This window comes from Vibrio ichthyoenteri ATCC 700023 (assembly GCF_000222605.1).
Classification (GTDB): Bacteria; Pseudomonadota; Gammaproteobacteria; order Enterobacterales; family Vibrionaceae; genus Vibrio; species Vibrio ichthyoenteri.
Map to the genome: position 1 here is coordinate 1 of NZ_AFWF01000207.1, position 16,618 is coordinate 16,618.

The window sequence follows — 16,618 nt, forward strand, 5'->3', positions numbered from 1 at the left end:
TTCTTATAATAATTATATTGAAGAATATTGTCTTGATGAAATACGACCCTACAAAATCTATAAAAATTTCAATCAACACACTCTCTATTGGTATGTTTGTTACAGCGATAGAGCACAACAAGCGCGTAAATTTAGCCAACGCTGGACGTGTTTCAAGCGACAAAGGGATTGAACAACTAAAGCAGAGCAAAGTGAAATTTGCTTGGGTTGATCGCGAACTCTCCGCCGATGGGTGCATTTTTGAGCCGGTTGATGTAAATCGCTTGGATGATGGCGATGCCGCTTCTGCGACGATAAAGAGTAATGAAAAAAACTCTAATGTGTCGTCTAAAACAAAGAGCCGCTTTGCTCAACAACAAAGTGCATCAAAAATTATTCGCGAAGCTAAAGGGCTAGCCCATAAGCTGATCAATCAAACTTTTGAAGGCAAAGTGATTGATGTTGCGGATATCGATAACTGGGCTGATGATTTAATTGAATCGGTGCTGATTGATAGTGATGCTTTGCAGTGCGTCTCTGCGTTACGTAACAAAGATAAATATCTTCTTGAACATTCGGTCAACGTTGCCTGCTTGCTGGTGAGTTTTGGTAAACACCTCAAGTTACCCAAAGAGACACTAAAGCAAATGGCCATTGGCGGCATCATCCATGATGTTGGCAAAATTAAAGTTGATGACGAAGTGTTACATAAGCCTGCGAAATTAACCGCGGAAGAATTTGAGCACATGAAACTGCATCAAGTTTATGCCAAGCAAATCATTACGAATGTGAAAGGGCTGAGTGATATTTCACGTGATGTTTGTTTGATGCACCATGAAAAGCTTGATGGTAAAGGTTACCCATCAGGTCTTGCTGGTGAACAAATACCAATGCATGGGCGAATGAGTTGTATTGTTGATATCTATGATGCGCTGACATCCGATCGTTGCTACAAAAAAGGCATGAGCTCTGCAGAAGCGTTTAAGATTTTGTTGAGTCTAACGCCCAATCATCTTGATAAAGAATTGGTGTATAAATTTATTAACTGCATCGGTGTGTACCCGGTGGGGTCGATTGTTGAACTGAGCGATGGACGTGTTGGCGTGGTTTGGACATCTAATCAAGATGAGCCGCTTAAGCCTGAGGTTAAATGTTTCTATTCGCGTAAATATAAACGTTATGTTGATGTGGCCTATGTGGATCTTAAACATGCGCCAATTAAGATCGAGCGTGCGATAGCGCCGCACAATCTTGAGGTTGATGCCACCCCATTTTTTGATTTGTAACAGCATGGCTCCCAAGGCTAATTGATTGACGAAAAAAGGCGCATAGAGCGCCTTTTTAATTGTTTTAAATTTTTATCGAACTTAAACCGCGAGATATGCCAGTGGAATGTCGGGATCAACCGCGTCCAATGTGGCTTGGGTATAAGCGAGATGACTAATGCTACCATCTACTAATTCTGCCAATGCCGCTGATTCGATATCAGCCAGTTGTTGCTTATCGAGAAGTAGCTGCACCATCGCGACTTGCAGTGGTGGAAGACTTGGGTTGAATGCAGCATTTTCAGCGTAAGCACCAAGATACTCTTTACCATCTTTCATACGCAGTGCCACACCACTTAGATTTTGGCTGTATGGGGCATGACTACGATTTAGTGCTGCAAGTGCTTTCACAACTAAAGGATCGTTTTCTTCACTGTGCTTACCGTGGTCAACTGTGGTCATCAGGCCAGATTCAATACCCAGATCGCTTGGGCCAAATGATTCTGGTAGATATTCTTGCAGTGTTTTCTCATCACGTTGTGGTAATTGCACCACTAACTCTTTCGCCGTGCTTAACTCGTTCATAAACTGACGGCAGTGACCACAAGGGCTAAAGTTGATGGTGATATCTGAAATACCTTGTTCACCCTTCATCCATGCGTGGCTGATTGCCGACTGTTCAGCGTGAACAGTTTGACCAAGTTGAGCGCCTATAATTTCCATGTTTGCACCGAAGTACAATTTGCCGGAAAGTCCACGAACAATCGCCCCAACATAAAAGTTAGAAATAGGCGCGTAAGAGTAGGCTGCAGCAAAAGGAAGCAGGGCAACACGTAACTCAGCGTCTTCTAATCCTGATAGTTCGAGTAGTTTATCAAATTGCTCACAGCTCAATGTAGCGTCATAGTTGTCCGCTAGTAGGATAGGTGCGAGATATTCGGCAACGTTCGATGGAATATCAGCCAGCGCTTGTTCGATACGGCTTCTCATAGTGAATCCTTGTTAGATCAGTCATTCGCTCTTAGTAAATACAGCTAAGGCGTTGGCTACCCATTTTATGATCGAAAGAAGATATTTCCGAGGGTTAAATCACATTAATTAATGCAACGATGTATAACATTGCACAATTAGAGAGAGGTCACACTATGCGACCTCTTTAATGACCAACGAAAGCGTTTAACCGTGTAGCCAAACCGCAAAAGCAAAAAATGCGGGTGCGAGGATGGAAGTGAACACGCCGCACAATACGAGTGCCAGTGAACTAAACGCAGCATCCTCACCATCTTTTTCTGCGCAAGTGGCGGTACCAAGTGCATGGGAAACTGTGCCCATGGTTAAGCCTTTCGCAATCGGATGGGTGATGTTGAGTAAGTTATAAATTGGGTAGGCGAGAATGGCACCAAACAAGCCTACAATCAGCACTAATATCGCAGCAATTGCAGGCTCGCCACCTAAATTGCGTGAGACTTCCATGGCGATAGGGGTGGTCACGGATTTACCCAGTAGGCTGGCAATTAATGCCATATCGGCTTGCATATAGATGGCAATAACGCTGGCAGTAAACATCGACATCACTGACCCCACACCGCAAGCAAGCATGATGATGCGCCAGTTAGCTCGAATTTGTGGCAGCTGTTCGTAGAGGGGATATGCCAAGGCCACAACAGCCGGTTGAAGCAGAAAACTAATCCATTGATTATCAGCGTAATAGGTTTCAAAGGGGATTTTGCAATAAACCAATAGTGGGATCAAAATGCCAATACTGATCAGTAGTGGATTCATGATGGGAGTATTGCATTTACGGCTGAGCCAACGAGCGAAGAAAAACACCGCGACAGTGACGATTAACCACATTATTTGTTCCCCTTCTTCAAGAGACGATCGAGAAAGAGACCCAACGTAACAAGGACAATCAGTGTGCCACCAACAGCACTGGCTAAAATAGGCAGTGCATTATTGATCAGCGTGTCGAAGTGCTCCATTAAGCCAACGCTAATAGGAACAAACAATAGAATCATGTAGCGAATAAATAAGTTGGCACTCGGTTTCACCCAATCAGAAGGGACCAAGCCACTCGCCATCAAAGCAAAGAGAATCAACATCCCAATGATACTACCCGGTATGGATGTGCTCACAAGTTGTTGGATATTGATGCCCGCCAGCAAGCAAAGGAAAATTAATCCCATTGATACCGCGTATTTTAGAAACGTTTTAGCCATAATTTTAGCCGTAAGCGAAGAACGGTGATGAAGATAAAGCGGTCTCTATGAGACCAACTTTTCTACGTATTGATAAACGGATTTTAATAGAGTGATTTTCTTTGTATCACTTTCATGTTCGTGAACTAAGTTTTCAAAATTTAGCATGTATTCATCAATGCGACTTTGGAAGTAGTCTTGGCAATGATTACTCCAGCGTTGCTGCTCTTGTTCCGTTAACGTCCATGGGAAGTTACGCGCGCGGTAACGGAACAATAGCGGTTCGATACGTGCATCGCTAAAGGTAATATCAAGCGCCGCTAAGTGCTCAGGTTCAGTTTGACGAATAATATCCATTGCTGCGCGATCAGCAGGAGAAAAGAAACCATCGTATAACTGTGTGTCTACATCGGTGCTTTTTTCATATTCACGGTCCGTTGTAAATAAACCAATCAGTTTTTCACGAATTTCAGGATGTTGACGAATTACTTGCAAGTTTTGTAAGCATTGTTCGCGGTCGATACCTATCTTATCCGCATTTTCAGCGGTCAAGGTTTTCGCCGGCGCAAGAATAGGGCACTTGTTTAAGTGTACCAGTTTCACGGGAACAGGTAGTTCATCAGGGGCAAGATCGCTGTGTTTGGTATAAAGGCGCTGTTTCAGTGCCTCGGCATCCAAATCTAATAAAACTTGTGGATCTTTGGCTAAATCAACCACAATCGCAGCATTTTGGTTAGTTGGGTGCCATGCAACGGGCACAATCCAACTGGTATAGTTACATTCGCGTCCAAGCATGCCAGAAACATGCATCAGCGGTGTCATGTTAACGATATCCACTAATTCATTGAGCTTGCGTTTGTGACGCATGGTAAGGAAATAATCAAACAGTTTGGGTTGTGCGGCTTTGATTTTTTTTGCCAGTTCGATTGTGGCAATCACATCAGCCATCGCATCGTGCGCATTGGCGTGTTCAATGCCGTTAGCCACAGAAAGGTGTTCAAGTTTGAAGCTAATATAGCCTTCGTCGTTTTCTGGCCATTCAATACCTTCAGGGCGTAAAGCATGGCAAGCACGCATCACATCGAGTAAGTCCCAGCGCGAGTTGCCGTTTTGCCAGCTCCACGCATAAGGGTCAAAGAAATTGCGGTAACAAGTATAGCGCGTTACTTCGTCATCAAAACGAATACTATTGTAACCAAGGCTAATCGTGTTTGGTGTTGCCAATTGTTCATGAATTTGGCGGATAAATTCAGGCTCGATCAGGCCTTTACTTGCAGCCAGTTGTGGAGAAATACCTGTAATCAGCGCTGCTTCCACTCCTGGTAAATAATCAGATGGCGGCTGGCAATAGATGACAAGAGGCTCACCAATAATATTAAAGTCCATGTCCGTGCGTACACCCGCAAATTGGCTTGGGCGATCTTTGGCTGGGCTGGTTCCCCACGTTTCATAATCGAAGAAGAAAAACGTCGGTTGGTGCTCTTGTTGCATGCTATCTACCATGGTTTAAAGGCTTTTTTACTATTAGACCACTGAGTGGTGCGCTTAGCAATCAAGTCGCGAGAGTTCGGCTACTTTGTGCGCCTTTTTAAGCGTAGCAGCCTGCATGCTCAGCTTCTTGTTATGTTAATGCAACGAAAGGAAGCGTTATTCAAGATAGGTCGAGGGGAAAAGCCACTAACTCTAAAGTAGCGAGGGTCAGTGGCAATTGATCACGCTTGAAGCGCTATGGTGGCTTCTATTTCAATATGCAGATCAGAATCAAACAGGTGTGACACTTCGACCAGCGAACAAGCTGGCAAATAGCCTTGGTAAAAATCGGAAAGAATTTCACGAATATGGGGCAGTTTGCTGATATCACGCACGAATACGGTGAGCTTAATCAGATCACTGCGAGAGCGTTTTTCTTGATCTAAAATGGCGCCAAGTTGCGCTAACACTGCTTTGCTTTGTTCAATCAAATTTGCCTTTTGATCGGGAGTACCAAAGGCGGTCAAACCCGAAACATACAGCGTGTCATTGTGCTTTGTCGCGTGAACGTAGGGTCCAGCTGCACTTGGCAAGCACTCATAATTAATCCTTTGTACCACTTTATTTCCTTACCTTAGAAAGTTGCCTTGCACGTGTGATGATAACGGTCAATGTTCGTGTGAATTCAGCACGTGAAACAAGCAACAAAAGCCAAATATGCTCTTGATTGTGTCATAGGTGAGATTAAATAAATTTGAGAGCCGTCATGATAACGCGATGAAAAATAGCGATTTTCATACCAAGTTGGCGCAAAGATACCGTTGGCGTGTTGAAAATAATTTCAGATGTGACTCTCAAAGGCACGCGTTATTGTCAACTTATATGCATTTACCAATATGATGGCGGTAGTCGATTTATAAGGATCTATCATGCAACAGTTTAGCGGCATATTTGCAATGTTGATGTTGTCTTTTGTCATCCTATCGGGTGACGCAGCAGCAAGAGAGTTCAATAAAAGCAAGTTAGACGATTACCTTTCCTCACTGAATGACGCGAGTAAGGTGATGCTCAGCATCGAAATTACTGAGAAAGGCGCAGTTACGTATCGTCATCAAACCGGTTACGTTGATATAAAAGAGCATTTTTTCACACAAGATGAATACATTAACGCGAGCCCCAATACTCGCTATAAAATCGCCTCAATAACCAAAACCTTTACCGCGACACTCATTTTTCAATTGATCGAGCAGGGAAAACTGCAACTATCCACGCCTTTATCGCAGTTCTATCCTCAAGTCCCTAATGCTGAGAACATTACTGTGGATGACTTACTCTCTCATCACAGCGGAATCGTCAATTTTCTTGATCAGGAATCGTTTTATAGCAATATCAAAAGTGACTATACGCTGGCTGGATTGGTTGAGTTAATTGCCAGCTATCCGGCCCGTCCTTACGCGATGAGAGATTTTCGCTATTCCAATTCAAATTACATTTTGCTGACGGGGATTATTGAACAGGTCACAGGCAACACTTACGAACACGCGCTATACCAGCAGATTATTGATCCACTTAAACTCAGCGATACTCAGTATTGCTCGGGAGCGAAAGGGTGTGAAGGCTACGCACAATCGTATATTCACTATGAACAAGGCATTGTGACTGCCGAAGAATGGCCGAAAACAACGTTAATGGGCGCCGGTGGGATGACATCGACGCCGAAAGATCTCAACCGTTTTAATCATGCACTGTATCAAGGTAAGCTAATTTCTGAAGCGTCACTCAAATACATGAAAGGGGAGATGGATTATCGTGGTAAAGGCTTAGAAGAGATCTATTTCCATTCCCGAACACTTGTTGGGCACGGAGGCTTGCTAGAAGGTTTTAGGACACTGCTTGCTTATCATGAAGACGACGAGTTGAGTATCGCGATTGCGTGTAATTTGAATGACATGGAGCTGCGGATTTTACTGATTGAGATACTTGATATTTATTATGGTTTAGAGTGAACGTGTAATGGCGTGTTGCAGCCGATGCGAAATACATATAAAAGACCAATATTATGGCGCTTAGTTGCGTGAATATAAGACTCTGCTGCGCTGGGTAAACCATCACATTTATACTTGCCTGATAAAGGGAAAGTGTGTCCGGATATGGAGAATGATGGTACTGTACTGAACAGTATTGTAGAGCGGATTTTGTCATGCGAGCCTCCACCGAGAAAAAAAGAACCCGAATCATTGAAGTTGCGACAGCGCTATTTATAGAACAGGGGTATAAAGATACGTCTTTGGATCAAATTGTGGCCGTTTGTGGTGGGTCAAAACAGACGTTATATCGTTATTTCAGCAATAAAGAAGGTTTATTTGTAGCGGTGCTCGGCTATAACACGAAAACCAGTTTAGAGTCAGTGTTTAGGTTGTCGGAATCCCATCAGCAATCTCTGCAAAGTACGTTAGAGCAGTTTGCGTTACAGTACCTTGCGGGTATTTGTTCTAACCCGATGCTGGGCCTATATCGAATTATTGCCTCCGATTTTAATAAGCACGATTCGGTTGCATGGCAGTTTTGGCAAACTGGTCCATTACGAATCCATCAGTATATGATTGATTTTCTGCAAACGGCTGATGTTTCTGCGCAGTTAGATATCGATGATGCAACACTCGCTTGTAGCCAATTACTCGCGCTAGTGAAGGCTGACTTTCAAAATATGGCATTGCTGGGAATTGAATTACCCGATCAAACACAACGTATCGTACATACACAAAAAGCCGTGGCTGCTTTTCTGTCCTTATATCAGAAGTAAACGCAGAAGGGATCATCGATGTGATCCCTTATTGCTTATCTCTTATCCCTTATCGCTGAAACTAGGTATTGATAGCCTGTTTCGCGACCAGTTTCTTACCAATAATTAATACTGGAGCTAAGGCGAATATGGAGAGAATAAACACCAGCAAAGCATTACTAAGACCGAGAGTGGTCGCTTGCAGTTTAACCACGCTGCTGATTTGGCTCATGCCAAGTGACGGGTTAGGTAGGTGACCCTGCGTGAGTAAAACCTGATTCAATAGCTGTTCATAGTGAGCAAAGTTGGTACTCGCGCCATTAAGAGTCGTCCCCACCTCTCCAGCCGCTTGTGCGCTATGAGTCTGCATAACCCGCGAGAAATATGCCCCTCCAATCAAGCCGCCTAATGTTCGAAATAAATAGAAGTTACTGATCCCTTCAATCCGTTCATCACGATGAAAATAGAGTAATACGGCGATCGTTACCGAAACGTTGAGTAAACCAACGCCAAAGCCACGTAAAAGCATCGGTATCAGTAACGATTTCGGCCCCACATTGCTTGGTAATTGACTAAAAAGATACACTGAGATGAGTATCATCAACACGCCAATTGGCACGATCGCATCACTAAGCGGGCGGCGAAAATAATAGACGAGTACGCTTAATGCCATCCCGATCAACATGCCATAGAAGGCGGGCAGCTGAGCAAAGCCACTATTTAGTGCATTGTATTGCAGCACCATTTTTAAAGAGCTATTAAATAATGCGGTGCTGGCTATCACGGCAAAACCGGCTAAGAAAGCATTATACATAAACACATTAGCTTTCAATTGGCGATGCAGTTGCATTGACGCGGTTGGTTGACGAGTCAATTTCATCAAAAGAAAGACCGTGAGAAGCGTTAAGCTTGCTGCGATGAGGGTTAAATTCACAAAAGATTCTGAATCTAGCCAGTTATAATAACTACCACGCATCAGTAAATAGATCACCAATGCGCTGGTGATCAGCATGGCGCAATAAAACCACAACGAAGACTTTTCCTGCGGCTTAATCGAAATACGGCCGAGCGGAAAAGCCAAACCGACCGTTAAAGAACAAAAGAACAGCCACGTCAACGCGATATAAAATGCGCTCAAATCGAATGACTCTAATACCTGTGCCATAAGCCATGGATAAGCGCCCATTGGAAGCAAGGTTGAGAAAATCAAAGTACCGGAGATGACGGCAGGCAGCCATTTATAGGCCAGCTTATCGAGTAAATATAAGTTGACCACCACAAGCAATGTGCTGACAACCAAACCATTCAGTAGCCAGATTGCAGTGAATAATGCGTGATTCTCGCCGCCTAACGCCAAAGCAATACTCGAACACAAACCTAAACCGAGTGCGACCATCAAGATTGAATCGGTACCGACTCTGCGAAGGGTGAGCGGTATAAGGATAAATCCCCATACTTGGCTGATCGTGAATCCGGTTTTGACGCGGTCTAATTCATCCATCGAAAGACCAGCCCGCGCCGCCATTTCATAGCCAAGTTCGTTGAACATGGCAGAGTACAATCCAAAGGCCGTCAATGAGAACAGAGCTAACAAGCACAGTGCTGCTATTGGAAAAGGCTTACGTGCGATCATGCCATTAACCTTGATGTGTTGTATTGATGGTCACTTCAGCGGAGAGGCCAGGGTAAACTTTCTGTTTTAGCGCACTAGGCAGCTGCAATTCAATCCGCACTGGGATGCGTTGTACCACTTTCACGAAATTACCCGTCGCGTTTTGTGGAGGTAACAAACTAAATTGCGCCCCGGTTGCCGGTGTAATGGAACTGACCGTGCCTTGCAGCGGGCTATCAGGGTACATGTCTAATACGACTTCTACTGATTGGCCTTTGGAAACCTTCTCTAGTTGTGTTTCTTTAAAGTTGGCTTCGACCCAAATGTAATCAGGCACCATCACGATTAATCCCATTCCCGGTTGCACAAGTTTGCCCACTTGAACTTGTCTATCCGCAATAAATCCGTCTACAGGGGCGGTGACCACGGTGCGTTTTAAGGCGATATCGGCGAGCTGCAATGCAGCCTCGGCTTGTTTTTTTTGCGCAATCAACTGCTGCTTATCAATTAGCAATGCCGCGTATTGTTTATTCTCCACCGCGAGAGTGAGTTTGGCGTTTTCAAGTTCGCTGCTCGCTTCGATTGAACGGGTGCGCTGAGCTTCATACTGGTTTTTACTGATCGACTGTTTTTCTACTAGGCGAGTTAGGCGTTTTAATTCCGCTGACTGATGGTCTGCGCCAGCTTGGGCACGGCGAATTAATTGTTTAGCTTGCGCAATTTTGACGGATTGCATGTCAGTTTTTGTTTGGTTGGCGCTCAGCGCGGCATTACTCACATCGAGTGCCGCAGCCGCAATGGCTTGATTGGCGATAAAGTCCTGATCATCAATAGAAAATAAACGGTCGCCTTTTTTTACCCATTGATTGTCTTTGACAAAGATCGAGCTTACTTGCCCTGCAACTTGAGGTGAAACGGCAGTGACATCGGAGTGCACGTAGGCATTGTCAGTGGTGACTTGGTTTGGATGGTATAACGCCCCTCCGGCAACGACAAAAGAGGTTACGATTAAGGTCGCGATGGTCAGTTTCTTTTTCATTTACTTGTCTCAGTGTGTTTCTTTTATCAAACTGTACCGTACAGTACGATATTAATAAAGCGAATATTGATCTTCGAGCGGAAAAAGGATCAAAGGGGTGCTTGAATCGAATTGAATGCAGTGAGAGTCAATGTCACTTGACCAAAGGGTTTTGGTGAATGGGTCAGTGTGCAGACACTAGTGAGTCACTGATGATATCTATAACCAGATCCACAATGACTAAGTCGGCTAAAAAAATAGTAGAGAGGGCATTGCGGTGAGGCGCTCTAGGTTGATTTAATTTTATAAGAAATGATTTACGGGCAACGATTTACGGACAACGAGTGACGAGACGCATAATGACGTGAAGTAAAAAGAGGTTGTCGCTTTCTACAACCTCTTCATCCAGTGTGTGATTAATGTTTTATTTTGTCGTGACTGCTTGCTCGGTATTGGCATGCTCGGCATTCGCATGTTCAACACGGTTATTTAAGAGGCGACTGGTGATCGTACCAGCGGCCATTGAGCCTGACACGTTCAGCGCCGTGCGCGCCATATCAATTAAGGGTTCAATTGAAATCAGTAGTGCAGCGATCGTCACGGGTAACCCCATGGCCGGTAGCACGATAAGCGCAGCAAAGGTTGCACCGCCGCCCACACCTGCAATGCCAAATGAACTAATGGTAATGATACCAATCAATGACAAGACAAAGTTTATCTCTGTCGGATCGATGCCCACCGTTGGCGCAACCATAACCGCGAGCATAGCAGGGTAGATACCGGCACAGCCATTTTGGCCGATAGTCGCACCAAACGAAGCCGACAAATTAGCAATGGCTGGTGGCACATTAAGCTTGGTAATTTGTGTTTCCACATTAAGTGGAATCGTTGCCGCCGAGCTGCGAGACGTAAAAGCAAAAGTTAAGACTGGCCAAATCTTCTTAAAGTACTCTTTAGCGCTCACGCCAACCAAAGCAACCAGCAGTCCGTGAACGACAAACATAATGAAGATCGCGACATAAGACGCCACAATAAAGCCGAGTAGTTTAACAATATCTGCCGAATTTGAGGTGGCAACCACTTTCGCCATGAGCGCTGCAATGCCATACGGTGTCAGCGCCATAATCATCTTCACTAAACGCATTACAATGGATTGAATCGCTTCCACAAAGGTGCGAATAGGCGCTTCAAGTTCTTGCTTTTCGCTCATCACTTTACGGGCGGCAATGCCAGTGAGTACCCCAAAGATCACCACCGCAATAATGGACGTTGATCGGGTGCCAGTCAGGTCAGCAAACGGGTTGGTTGGAATAAAGCTCAATAGCATTTGCGGGATGGATAAGTCATTGACGTTATTCGCACTATTTTCAAGAATCGAAATACGAGCAGTTTCACGTGCTCCTTCGATTAGTCCTTCTGCGGAAAGGCCAAATCCATAAGCGACGGTAATGCCAATAGCAGCAGAAATCGCAGTTGTTGTTAGCAACACAGCGATGGTGATACCGGAAATCTTACCCAGTGATCCTCCTTGCTCCAATTTAACTACTGCGGCGATCATCGAGACCAGAACCAAAGGCATAATGACCATTTTTAGTAGGCTCACATACCCTTGTCCAGCGATGCTGACCCATTCTAGAACTTGACCGATTTGATGGCTTCCTTCACCAAATACGAGTTGTAGTGCTAATCCAAAACTACTGCCGAGTACCAATCCTATTAGTACCAATTGCGAGAGGGTACGCTGCTTTTTTTGCTGATAATAGACGATGAAAAGCAAGCCAATAAAAATCGCAAGTGCTGCGAGAACGGCAACTGACATGATGGTATTCCTTATAGGATTGACGTTCGGGCGTGGGATATGGAAGCAGTATCCGCCCGAAGAAGAGAACAGGCGGCAGAAGGTAATGATTTATAACACGGGAATAAAATGAAAAAAGGCTATGAATTAGAAGCTTTCGTTCTTAAAAGGTATGATGGTCGATAAACTAGACGAACTTAGCCTAATTTATCACGGTTATTTGTATTTATTGAGCAACTGGCGCATCGCGACACTATCAAAAGTTTCAACGGAACGAGCCTGTTTACTAAACGATGCGTACAGCATCGCTCTGGCGACCAGTTCAGCTTTGATGGGAATGAATCGAGCTAGACGGCCAAGCATGATTGGTCGAACGACTTTTAAAATTGCTTGTAGCAAGGCTTCGTCCTTCCTTGGCGTATCACGCAATCCAACTAAAGGGCCGGGTTGCATGAAGGTAACGTTGTCAAAACCAAGATTTTCTAATGCCAATTCCATTTTACCCTTGCAACGCAGGTAATGTGAGGATGAGCGTGGGTTTGCACCATAGCTAGAAACAACCGTAAGGTGTTTCACGCCAAGCAAAGCCATGTTTTTCGCTACATCACAAACAAGATGATAGTCAATCGCCTCAAGTGCTGATTTGGAACCCGCTTGCTTAAGTGTCGTGCCGAGGCAAATGTAACCCTTTTCTGGAGCGGGCAACGCTTCGTCCCAATCAATAACTCGTAATTGTGGGTCCCGAATCTCTTGTAGTTTTGGATGGGTGAATGCGAGGCCTTTGCGGGTGAGCGCGTAGATATGATCAATGGCACGCTCTTCGAGCATAAGCTTGAGTAATTCGGTGCCAATTAGTCCAGTTGCACCCGCGATGATGACGATCTGTTGTTTTGCCATGACAGATTCTCCAATTTTCTTTTGGGTTAAGAATCGGTCATCTCTGGTGATAAGTCTATGAGGTTGCGCAAAAAGCCAATCGAATGATTGGCTTTAAACTGACACCTTAGTTAGGTCATTGAGAGTGGCACACTGCGTTTATTCGCCTGTTTTGGTTGTGCGGGTTTCGTTTTTTTGCGATTTTGATTAGCAAACATATTGTCTCCTCGCTCTGTTTAGTCACGTTAAGTTGAGGTTTTTTACTAGAACCTTGTGGTTATTCTCCGTGTCCTCAAAGTGATGTGAGTTCATCGACCAACGTAATACAGCATGCTTAAATTGAGCCAAAAATTTTATCCAATAAAAACAGCGAAGTATGAATCACACGACATCCTTTCGCATATTGAGATGCAAAACGCTCGAGGCTGCCTTATTTAAATCTATTGCTAGCGCCATTCGTTGTATCAAGGTCTATTCCACTGCTTCATCTGGTTATTATTGGTCACTCGCAACGTAATCGGAGCAAAATGGTGATAAGGAATTGATTTGTTGATGGAACTGCGAGGATTCACTAGAAAATGCAGTGATACAAGGAGTACACTGACTTAAGTAACGCATTTAAATTGTCTAATAGATAAATCTATTAGTAACAGGGACGTCTATGAACATAAATATGAGTGCACTTGCGCCATCGCAAGCGTATCACTTACTTACTCAAACTGTCATTCCCCGTCCAGTCGCGTGGGTGCTAACCGAGTCGGATAGCGAAAATTATAATCTAGCGCCGTTCTCTTATTTCACTGCGATTTCAAGCCAACCACCATTGTTGATGTTTTCGGTGGGTAACAAACCGGATGGTGAAATGAAAGATACTGTTCGTAATGTGCTAGAGACCGGGAAAATGGTCATTCATATTGCCAGTATTGAATTGGCTGAGGCTGTCACTCAGAGTGCTGCGACATTAGCACATGGTGAATCAGAAGTAGAAGCAGGCCAAATTGAATTATGTGAGATGGAAGATTTTGAACTACCTCGCGTAAAAGGATGTTCAATTGCCTTCGGCTGTAAACTTTATGAAATAAAAGAGGTTGGTGACGCTCCCCAACATTTAGTCTTTGCGGAAATTGAACAAGTGTATATCGATCCGCAAATGATCGCAGAGCGAAATGATCGTTTAGAAATTGACGCTATGAGTGTAAATCCACTTTGTCGCCTTGGTGGCACAAAGTACGCGATGTTAGAAAAAACATTTTCTGTAGCTAGACCGAGTTAAGTAGTCCCGAATTATGTTAGATAAATCTCATTCAGATGCCATTTGGCAGCAAATCAACCATAAAACCAAACCACTTGGCGCGCTAGGCAAGTTGGAACAGGTTGCTCATAAATTGGCCTTGATTCAAGGGCAAGGAAAGAGTGACCCTGTCACTAAAATTAAAGTAAAAAAACCGACTGTTATCGTATTTGCAGCCGATCACGGAATTGCGCGAGAAGGGGTCAGCATTGCCCCTCAAGAAGTCACCCAGCAAATGGTTAATAACTTTCTTGCTGGTGGGGCGGCAGTTAACTGTTTTTGCCGAGCTAATGATGTTGAATTATTAGTGGTTGATGCCGGCATGCTAGAGCCGATTAAGAGCGATTCGCCGCTATTAATTGTCCAGCGTCTGGGAACCTCAACTGAAAACTTTGCACAGAAACCAGCGATGACTAAAGAGCAGGTCGAGCAAGGTTTGGATTTCGGTGAAAAGATCGTAAAACAAGTGGTTGATTCTGGTTCCAACCTAATCATGTTTGGTGAAATGGGTATTGGTAACACGAGCAGTGCTGCCGCAATTCTAGCTGCTTTGTCTCGTCGCAGTGTTGAAAAATGCGTTGGCTTGGGAACGGGGATCAATGACCAGCAATTGCGTAAAAAACGTCAGTTGGTGCAGTTGGGCGTTAACCGTTGCCGAGGTCAAAATGTTCAAGAGATCTTACGCCAAGTTGGTGGCTTTGAAATTGCTCAGATGGTGGGAGCATTTTTAGCGGCAGAGAAATATAACACTCCGGTGATTGTGGATGGATTCATTGCGACAGCCGCCGCTTATGTCGCGGCGAAAATCAATCCAGCGTGCCGTGAATACATGCTTTTTGCACACCAGTCCCATGAGTCTGGACACAAATTTATGCTGCAAGAGCTTGCTGCCACAGCGTTATTTGACCTATCGCTTCGCTTAGGAGAAGGGACTGGTTCAGTACTGGCTGTTCCGCTGATTCGTTCTGCTGCTGAGTTTTACAACCACATGGCCAGTTTTGATCAAGCTGGAGTTGAGATGTAATGCGTAAAAGCGCGCACAACCAACTCCAGCTGTTTTGGCTGGCGTTGGGTTTCTTTTCTCGTTTACCTATTCCCAACAACACACCTTATTCAGAACAACGTATGAATCAAGCCGGACGCTACTTCGGCTTGGTAGGGGTGTTATTGGGCTTAATTTGTGGTGTGGTGTATTCTCTTTTCGCGATGATTTGGCCGGTTAATGTAGCGGTGATACTGACCATGGCGATCAGCTTACTGCTAACCGGGGCGTTTCACGAAGATGGCTTAACCGATATGGCCGACGGCATTGGTGGTGGCATGACGTTAGAGCGCCGCTTAACCATTATGAAAGATAGCCGAATTGGCACATATGGCGCAGCGACTCTTGTTATGGCGTTGTTGGCGAAGTTTGTGTTACTAAACGAACTGGCTGTTACGGCGGACTTATTGGTGATTATTGTCGTCGCTTATACGCTTAGTCGCTGCGTGGCGGCATCCCTGATTTATGATATGCCTTACGTCGCGGATCTTGATAGTAGCAAAAGCAAACCGTTAGCCAATAGACAAAGTAAAGTGGACTTAGCGATTTTGATCGCTACCGGCGTATTGAGTAGCTTGTTGTTACCACTTGGTTTGGCTGCGCTGTTGCTTGTTTCTGCGGTCGTCTTTCGTCATATATTTAAAGCATGGCTTATCAAACGTATTGGCGGTTTTACCGGCGATTGTTTGGGCGCTGCGCAACAATTGATGGAACTGCTAAGCTATCTACTAATTCTTGCTTGGTTTACCCATACAATATGAGTCTTCATTTAATCTTAGGTGGCGCTCGATCGGGCAAATCGAGTTATGCTGAATCTTGTGTTTTAGCTGATGCAAAACACCGTCGTCACTATGTCGCCACCGCAACCAAAACAGACCAAGAGATGTCGCAACGAATCGCTCATCATCAAGCAAGACGTGACGAGTCGTGGCAGTTACACGAGTGTCCAATCGCGGTTGCTGACTTGCTCTCGAACTTTACATCGCAAGATATTGTGTTGATTGATTGCCTTACTTTGTGGATGAGTAACATCATCTTTGAGCATGGCGAAACGGCAGAGGAAGTGGCGATCACTCAGCATGTAACCCAATTGGTGAGCGCTTTACGCAATAGTCCTGCGACAATTCTTTTGGTTTCAAATGAAGTTGGCCTAGGGATTATCCCAATGGGCGAAGTTACCCGTTTGTTTGTTGATCATGCCGGATGGATGAACCAAGCGATCGCCAAAGTGGCCGATAAGGTTACCTTTGTTGCGGCGGGCTTACCGATGACACTGAAAGGCTAGCA

Annotated in this window: 16 protein-coding genes; 7 read left to right on the top strand and 9 right to left on the bottom strand. The window is 44.6% G+C overall.

The genetic code is table 11. The features are described from left to right. Positions 1-35: 35 nt before the first annotated feature. Positions 36-1,265 carry a cyclic di-GMP phosphodiesterase gene (locus RH85_RS14700; protein ID WP_006713489.1) on the top strand — a complete coding sequence of 410 codons (1,230 nt, stop codon included), beginning with the start codon at positions 36-38 and terminating at the stop codon, positions 1,263-1,265. An 81-nt stretch (positions 1,266-1,346) separates the two neighbouring features. Here RH85_RS14700 and cdd read toward each other — a convergent pair whose 3' ends face one another. The 5 genes from cdd to RH85_RS14725 all read right to left on the bottom strand — a co-directional run bounded on the left by cdd (position 1,347) and on the right by RH85_RS14725 (position 5,532). Next, positions 1,347-2,234 carry a cytidine deaminase gene (cdd, locus tag RH85_RS14705; RefSeq protein ID WP_006713490.1) on the bottom strand — a complete coding sequence of 296 codons (888 nt, stop codon included), beginning with the start codon at positions 2,232-2,234 and terminating at the stop codon, positions 1,347-1,349. Positions 2,235-2,420: 186 nt separating this feature from the next. Then, positions 2,421-3,098, bottom strand: coding sequence for a CidB/LrgB family autolysis modulator (locus RH85_RS14710; protein WP_006713491.1), 678 nt, complete (start codon positions 3,096-3,098; stop codon positions 2,421-2,423). After that, a complete protein-coding gene (locus RH85_RS14715) occupies positions 3,098-3,463 on the bottom strand; it encodes a CidA/LrgA family protein (RefSeq protein WP_006713492.1) in 366 nt (121 codons plus the stop codon). Before RH85_RS14715 ends, RH85_RS14710 begins: the two co-directional genes overlap by 1 nt. A gap of 45 nt (positions 3,464-3,508) precedes the next feature. Beyond that, positions 3,509-4,933 carry an exodeoxyribonuclease I gene (gene sbcB, locus RH85_RS14720; RefSeq protein WP_006713493.1) on the bottom strand — a complete coding sequence of 475 codons (1,425 nt, stop codon included), beginning with the start codon at positions 4,931-4,933 and terminating at the stop codon, positions 3,509-3,511. 221 nt (positions 4,934-5,154) lie between these two features. Further along, a complete protein-coding gene (locus RH85_RS14725) occupies positions 5,155-5,532 on the bottom strand; it encodes a RidA family protein (protein ID WP_006713494.1) in 378 nt (125 codons plus the stop codon). Positions 5,533-5,841: 309 nt separating this feature from the next. On the opposite strand from RH85_RS14725, the gene RH85_RS14730 reads away from it, so the two are divergent. Continuing rightward, positions 5,842-6,918: a serine hydrolase domain-containing protein gene (locus RH85_RS14730; protein ID WP_006713495.1), complete on the top strand. Its 1,077-nt coding sequence runs from the start codon at positions 5,842-5,844 to the stop codon at positions 6,916-6,918. 194 nt (positions 6,919-7,112) lie between these two features. Beyond that, positions 7,113-7,715 (top strand): TetR/AcrR family transcriptional regulator, encoded by a 603-nt coding sequence (locus RH85_RS14735; RefSeq protein ID WP_006713496.1) that lies wholly within the window; start codon positions 7,113-7,115, stop codon positions 7,713-7,715. Positions 7,716-7,776: 61 nt separating this feature from the next. Here the strand turns inward: RH85_RS14735 and RH85_RS14740 are convergent, their stop codons facing one another. From RH85_RS14740 to RH85_RS14755, 4 genes are all read right to left on the bottom strand, one after another. Then, entirely contained in the window at positions 7,777-9,327 is a 1,551-nt protein-coding gene (locus RH85_RS14740; protein WP_006713497.1) for an MFS transporter, read from the bottom strand. Positions 9,328-9,331: 4 nt separating this feature from the next. Next, positions 9,332-10,345, bottom strand: coding sequence for an HlyD family secretion protein (locus RH85_RS14745; RefSeq protein ID WP_006713498.1), 1,014 nt, complete (start codon positions 10,343-10,345; stop codon positions 9,332-9,334). A 403-nt stretch (positions 10,346-10,748) separates the two neighbouring features. Continuing rightward, positions 10,749-12,143 (bottom strand): L-cystine transporter, encoded by a 1,395-nt coding sequence (locus RH85_RS14750; RefSeq protein ID WP_006713499.1) that lies wholly within the window; start codon positions 12,141-12,143, stop codon positions 10,749-10,751. 195 nt (positions 12,144-12,338) lie between these two features. Then, positions 12,339-13,019 carry a Rossmann-fold NAD(P)-binding domain-containing protein gene (locus RH85_RS14755; RefSeq protein ID WP_006713501.1) on the bottom strand — a complete coding sequence of 227 codons (681 nt, stop codon included), beginning with the start codon at positions 13,017-13,019 and terminating at the stop codon, positions 12,339-12,341. 640 nt (positions 13,020-13,659) lie between these two features. Here RH85_RS14755 and RH85_RS14760 point away from each other — a divergent pair. Genes RH85_RS14760 through cobU form a run of 4 tightly spaced genes read left to right on the top strand, consistent with a single transcriptional unit; the run spans position 13,660 to position 16,616 of the window. After that, positions 13,660-14,271: a flavin reductase family protein gene (locus RH85_RS14760; protein ID WP_039949122.1), complete on the top strand. Its 612-nt coding sequence runs from the start codon at positions 13,660-13,662 to the stop codon at positions 14,269-14,271. 13 nt (positions 14,272-14,284) lie between these two features. Beyond that, entirely contained in the window at positions 14,285-15,313 is a 1,029-nt protein-coding gene (cobT, locus tag RH85_RS14765) for a nicotinate-nucleotide--dimethylbenzimidazole phosphoribosyltransferase (RefSeq protein WP_006713503.1), read from the top strand. Next, complete coding sequence (locus RH85_RS14770; protein ID WP_006713504.1) at positions 15,313-16,092, top strand: adenosylcobinamide-GDP ribazoletransferase; 780 nt, start codon at positions 15,313-15,315, stop codon at positions 16,090-16,092. Before cobT ends, RH85_RS14770 begins: the two co-directional genes overlap by 1 nt. Then, the gene (cobU, locus tag RH85_RS14775) at positions 16,089-16,616 is read left to right on the top strand and encodes a bifunctional adenosylcobinamide kinase/adenosylcobinamide-phosphate guanylyltransferase (protein WP_006713505.1); all 528 of its coding nucleotides are present in this window, start codon (positions 16,089-16,091) and stop codon (positions 16,614-16,616) included. The genes RH85_RS14770 and cobU overlap by 4 nt, the downstream gene beginning before the upstream one ends. The last annotated feature ends 2 nt before the right edge of the window (positions 16,617-16,618 follow it).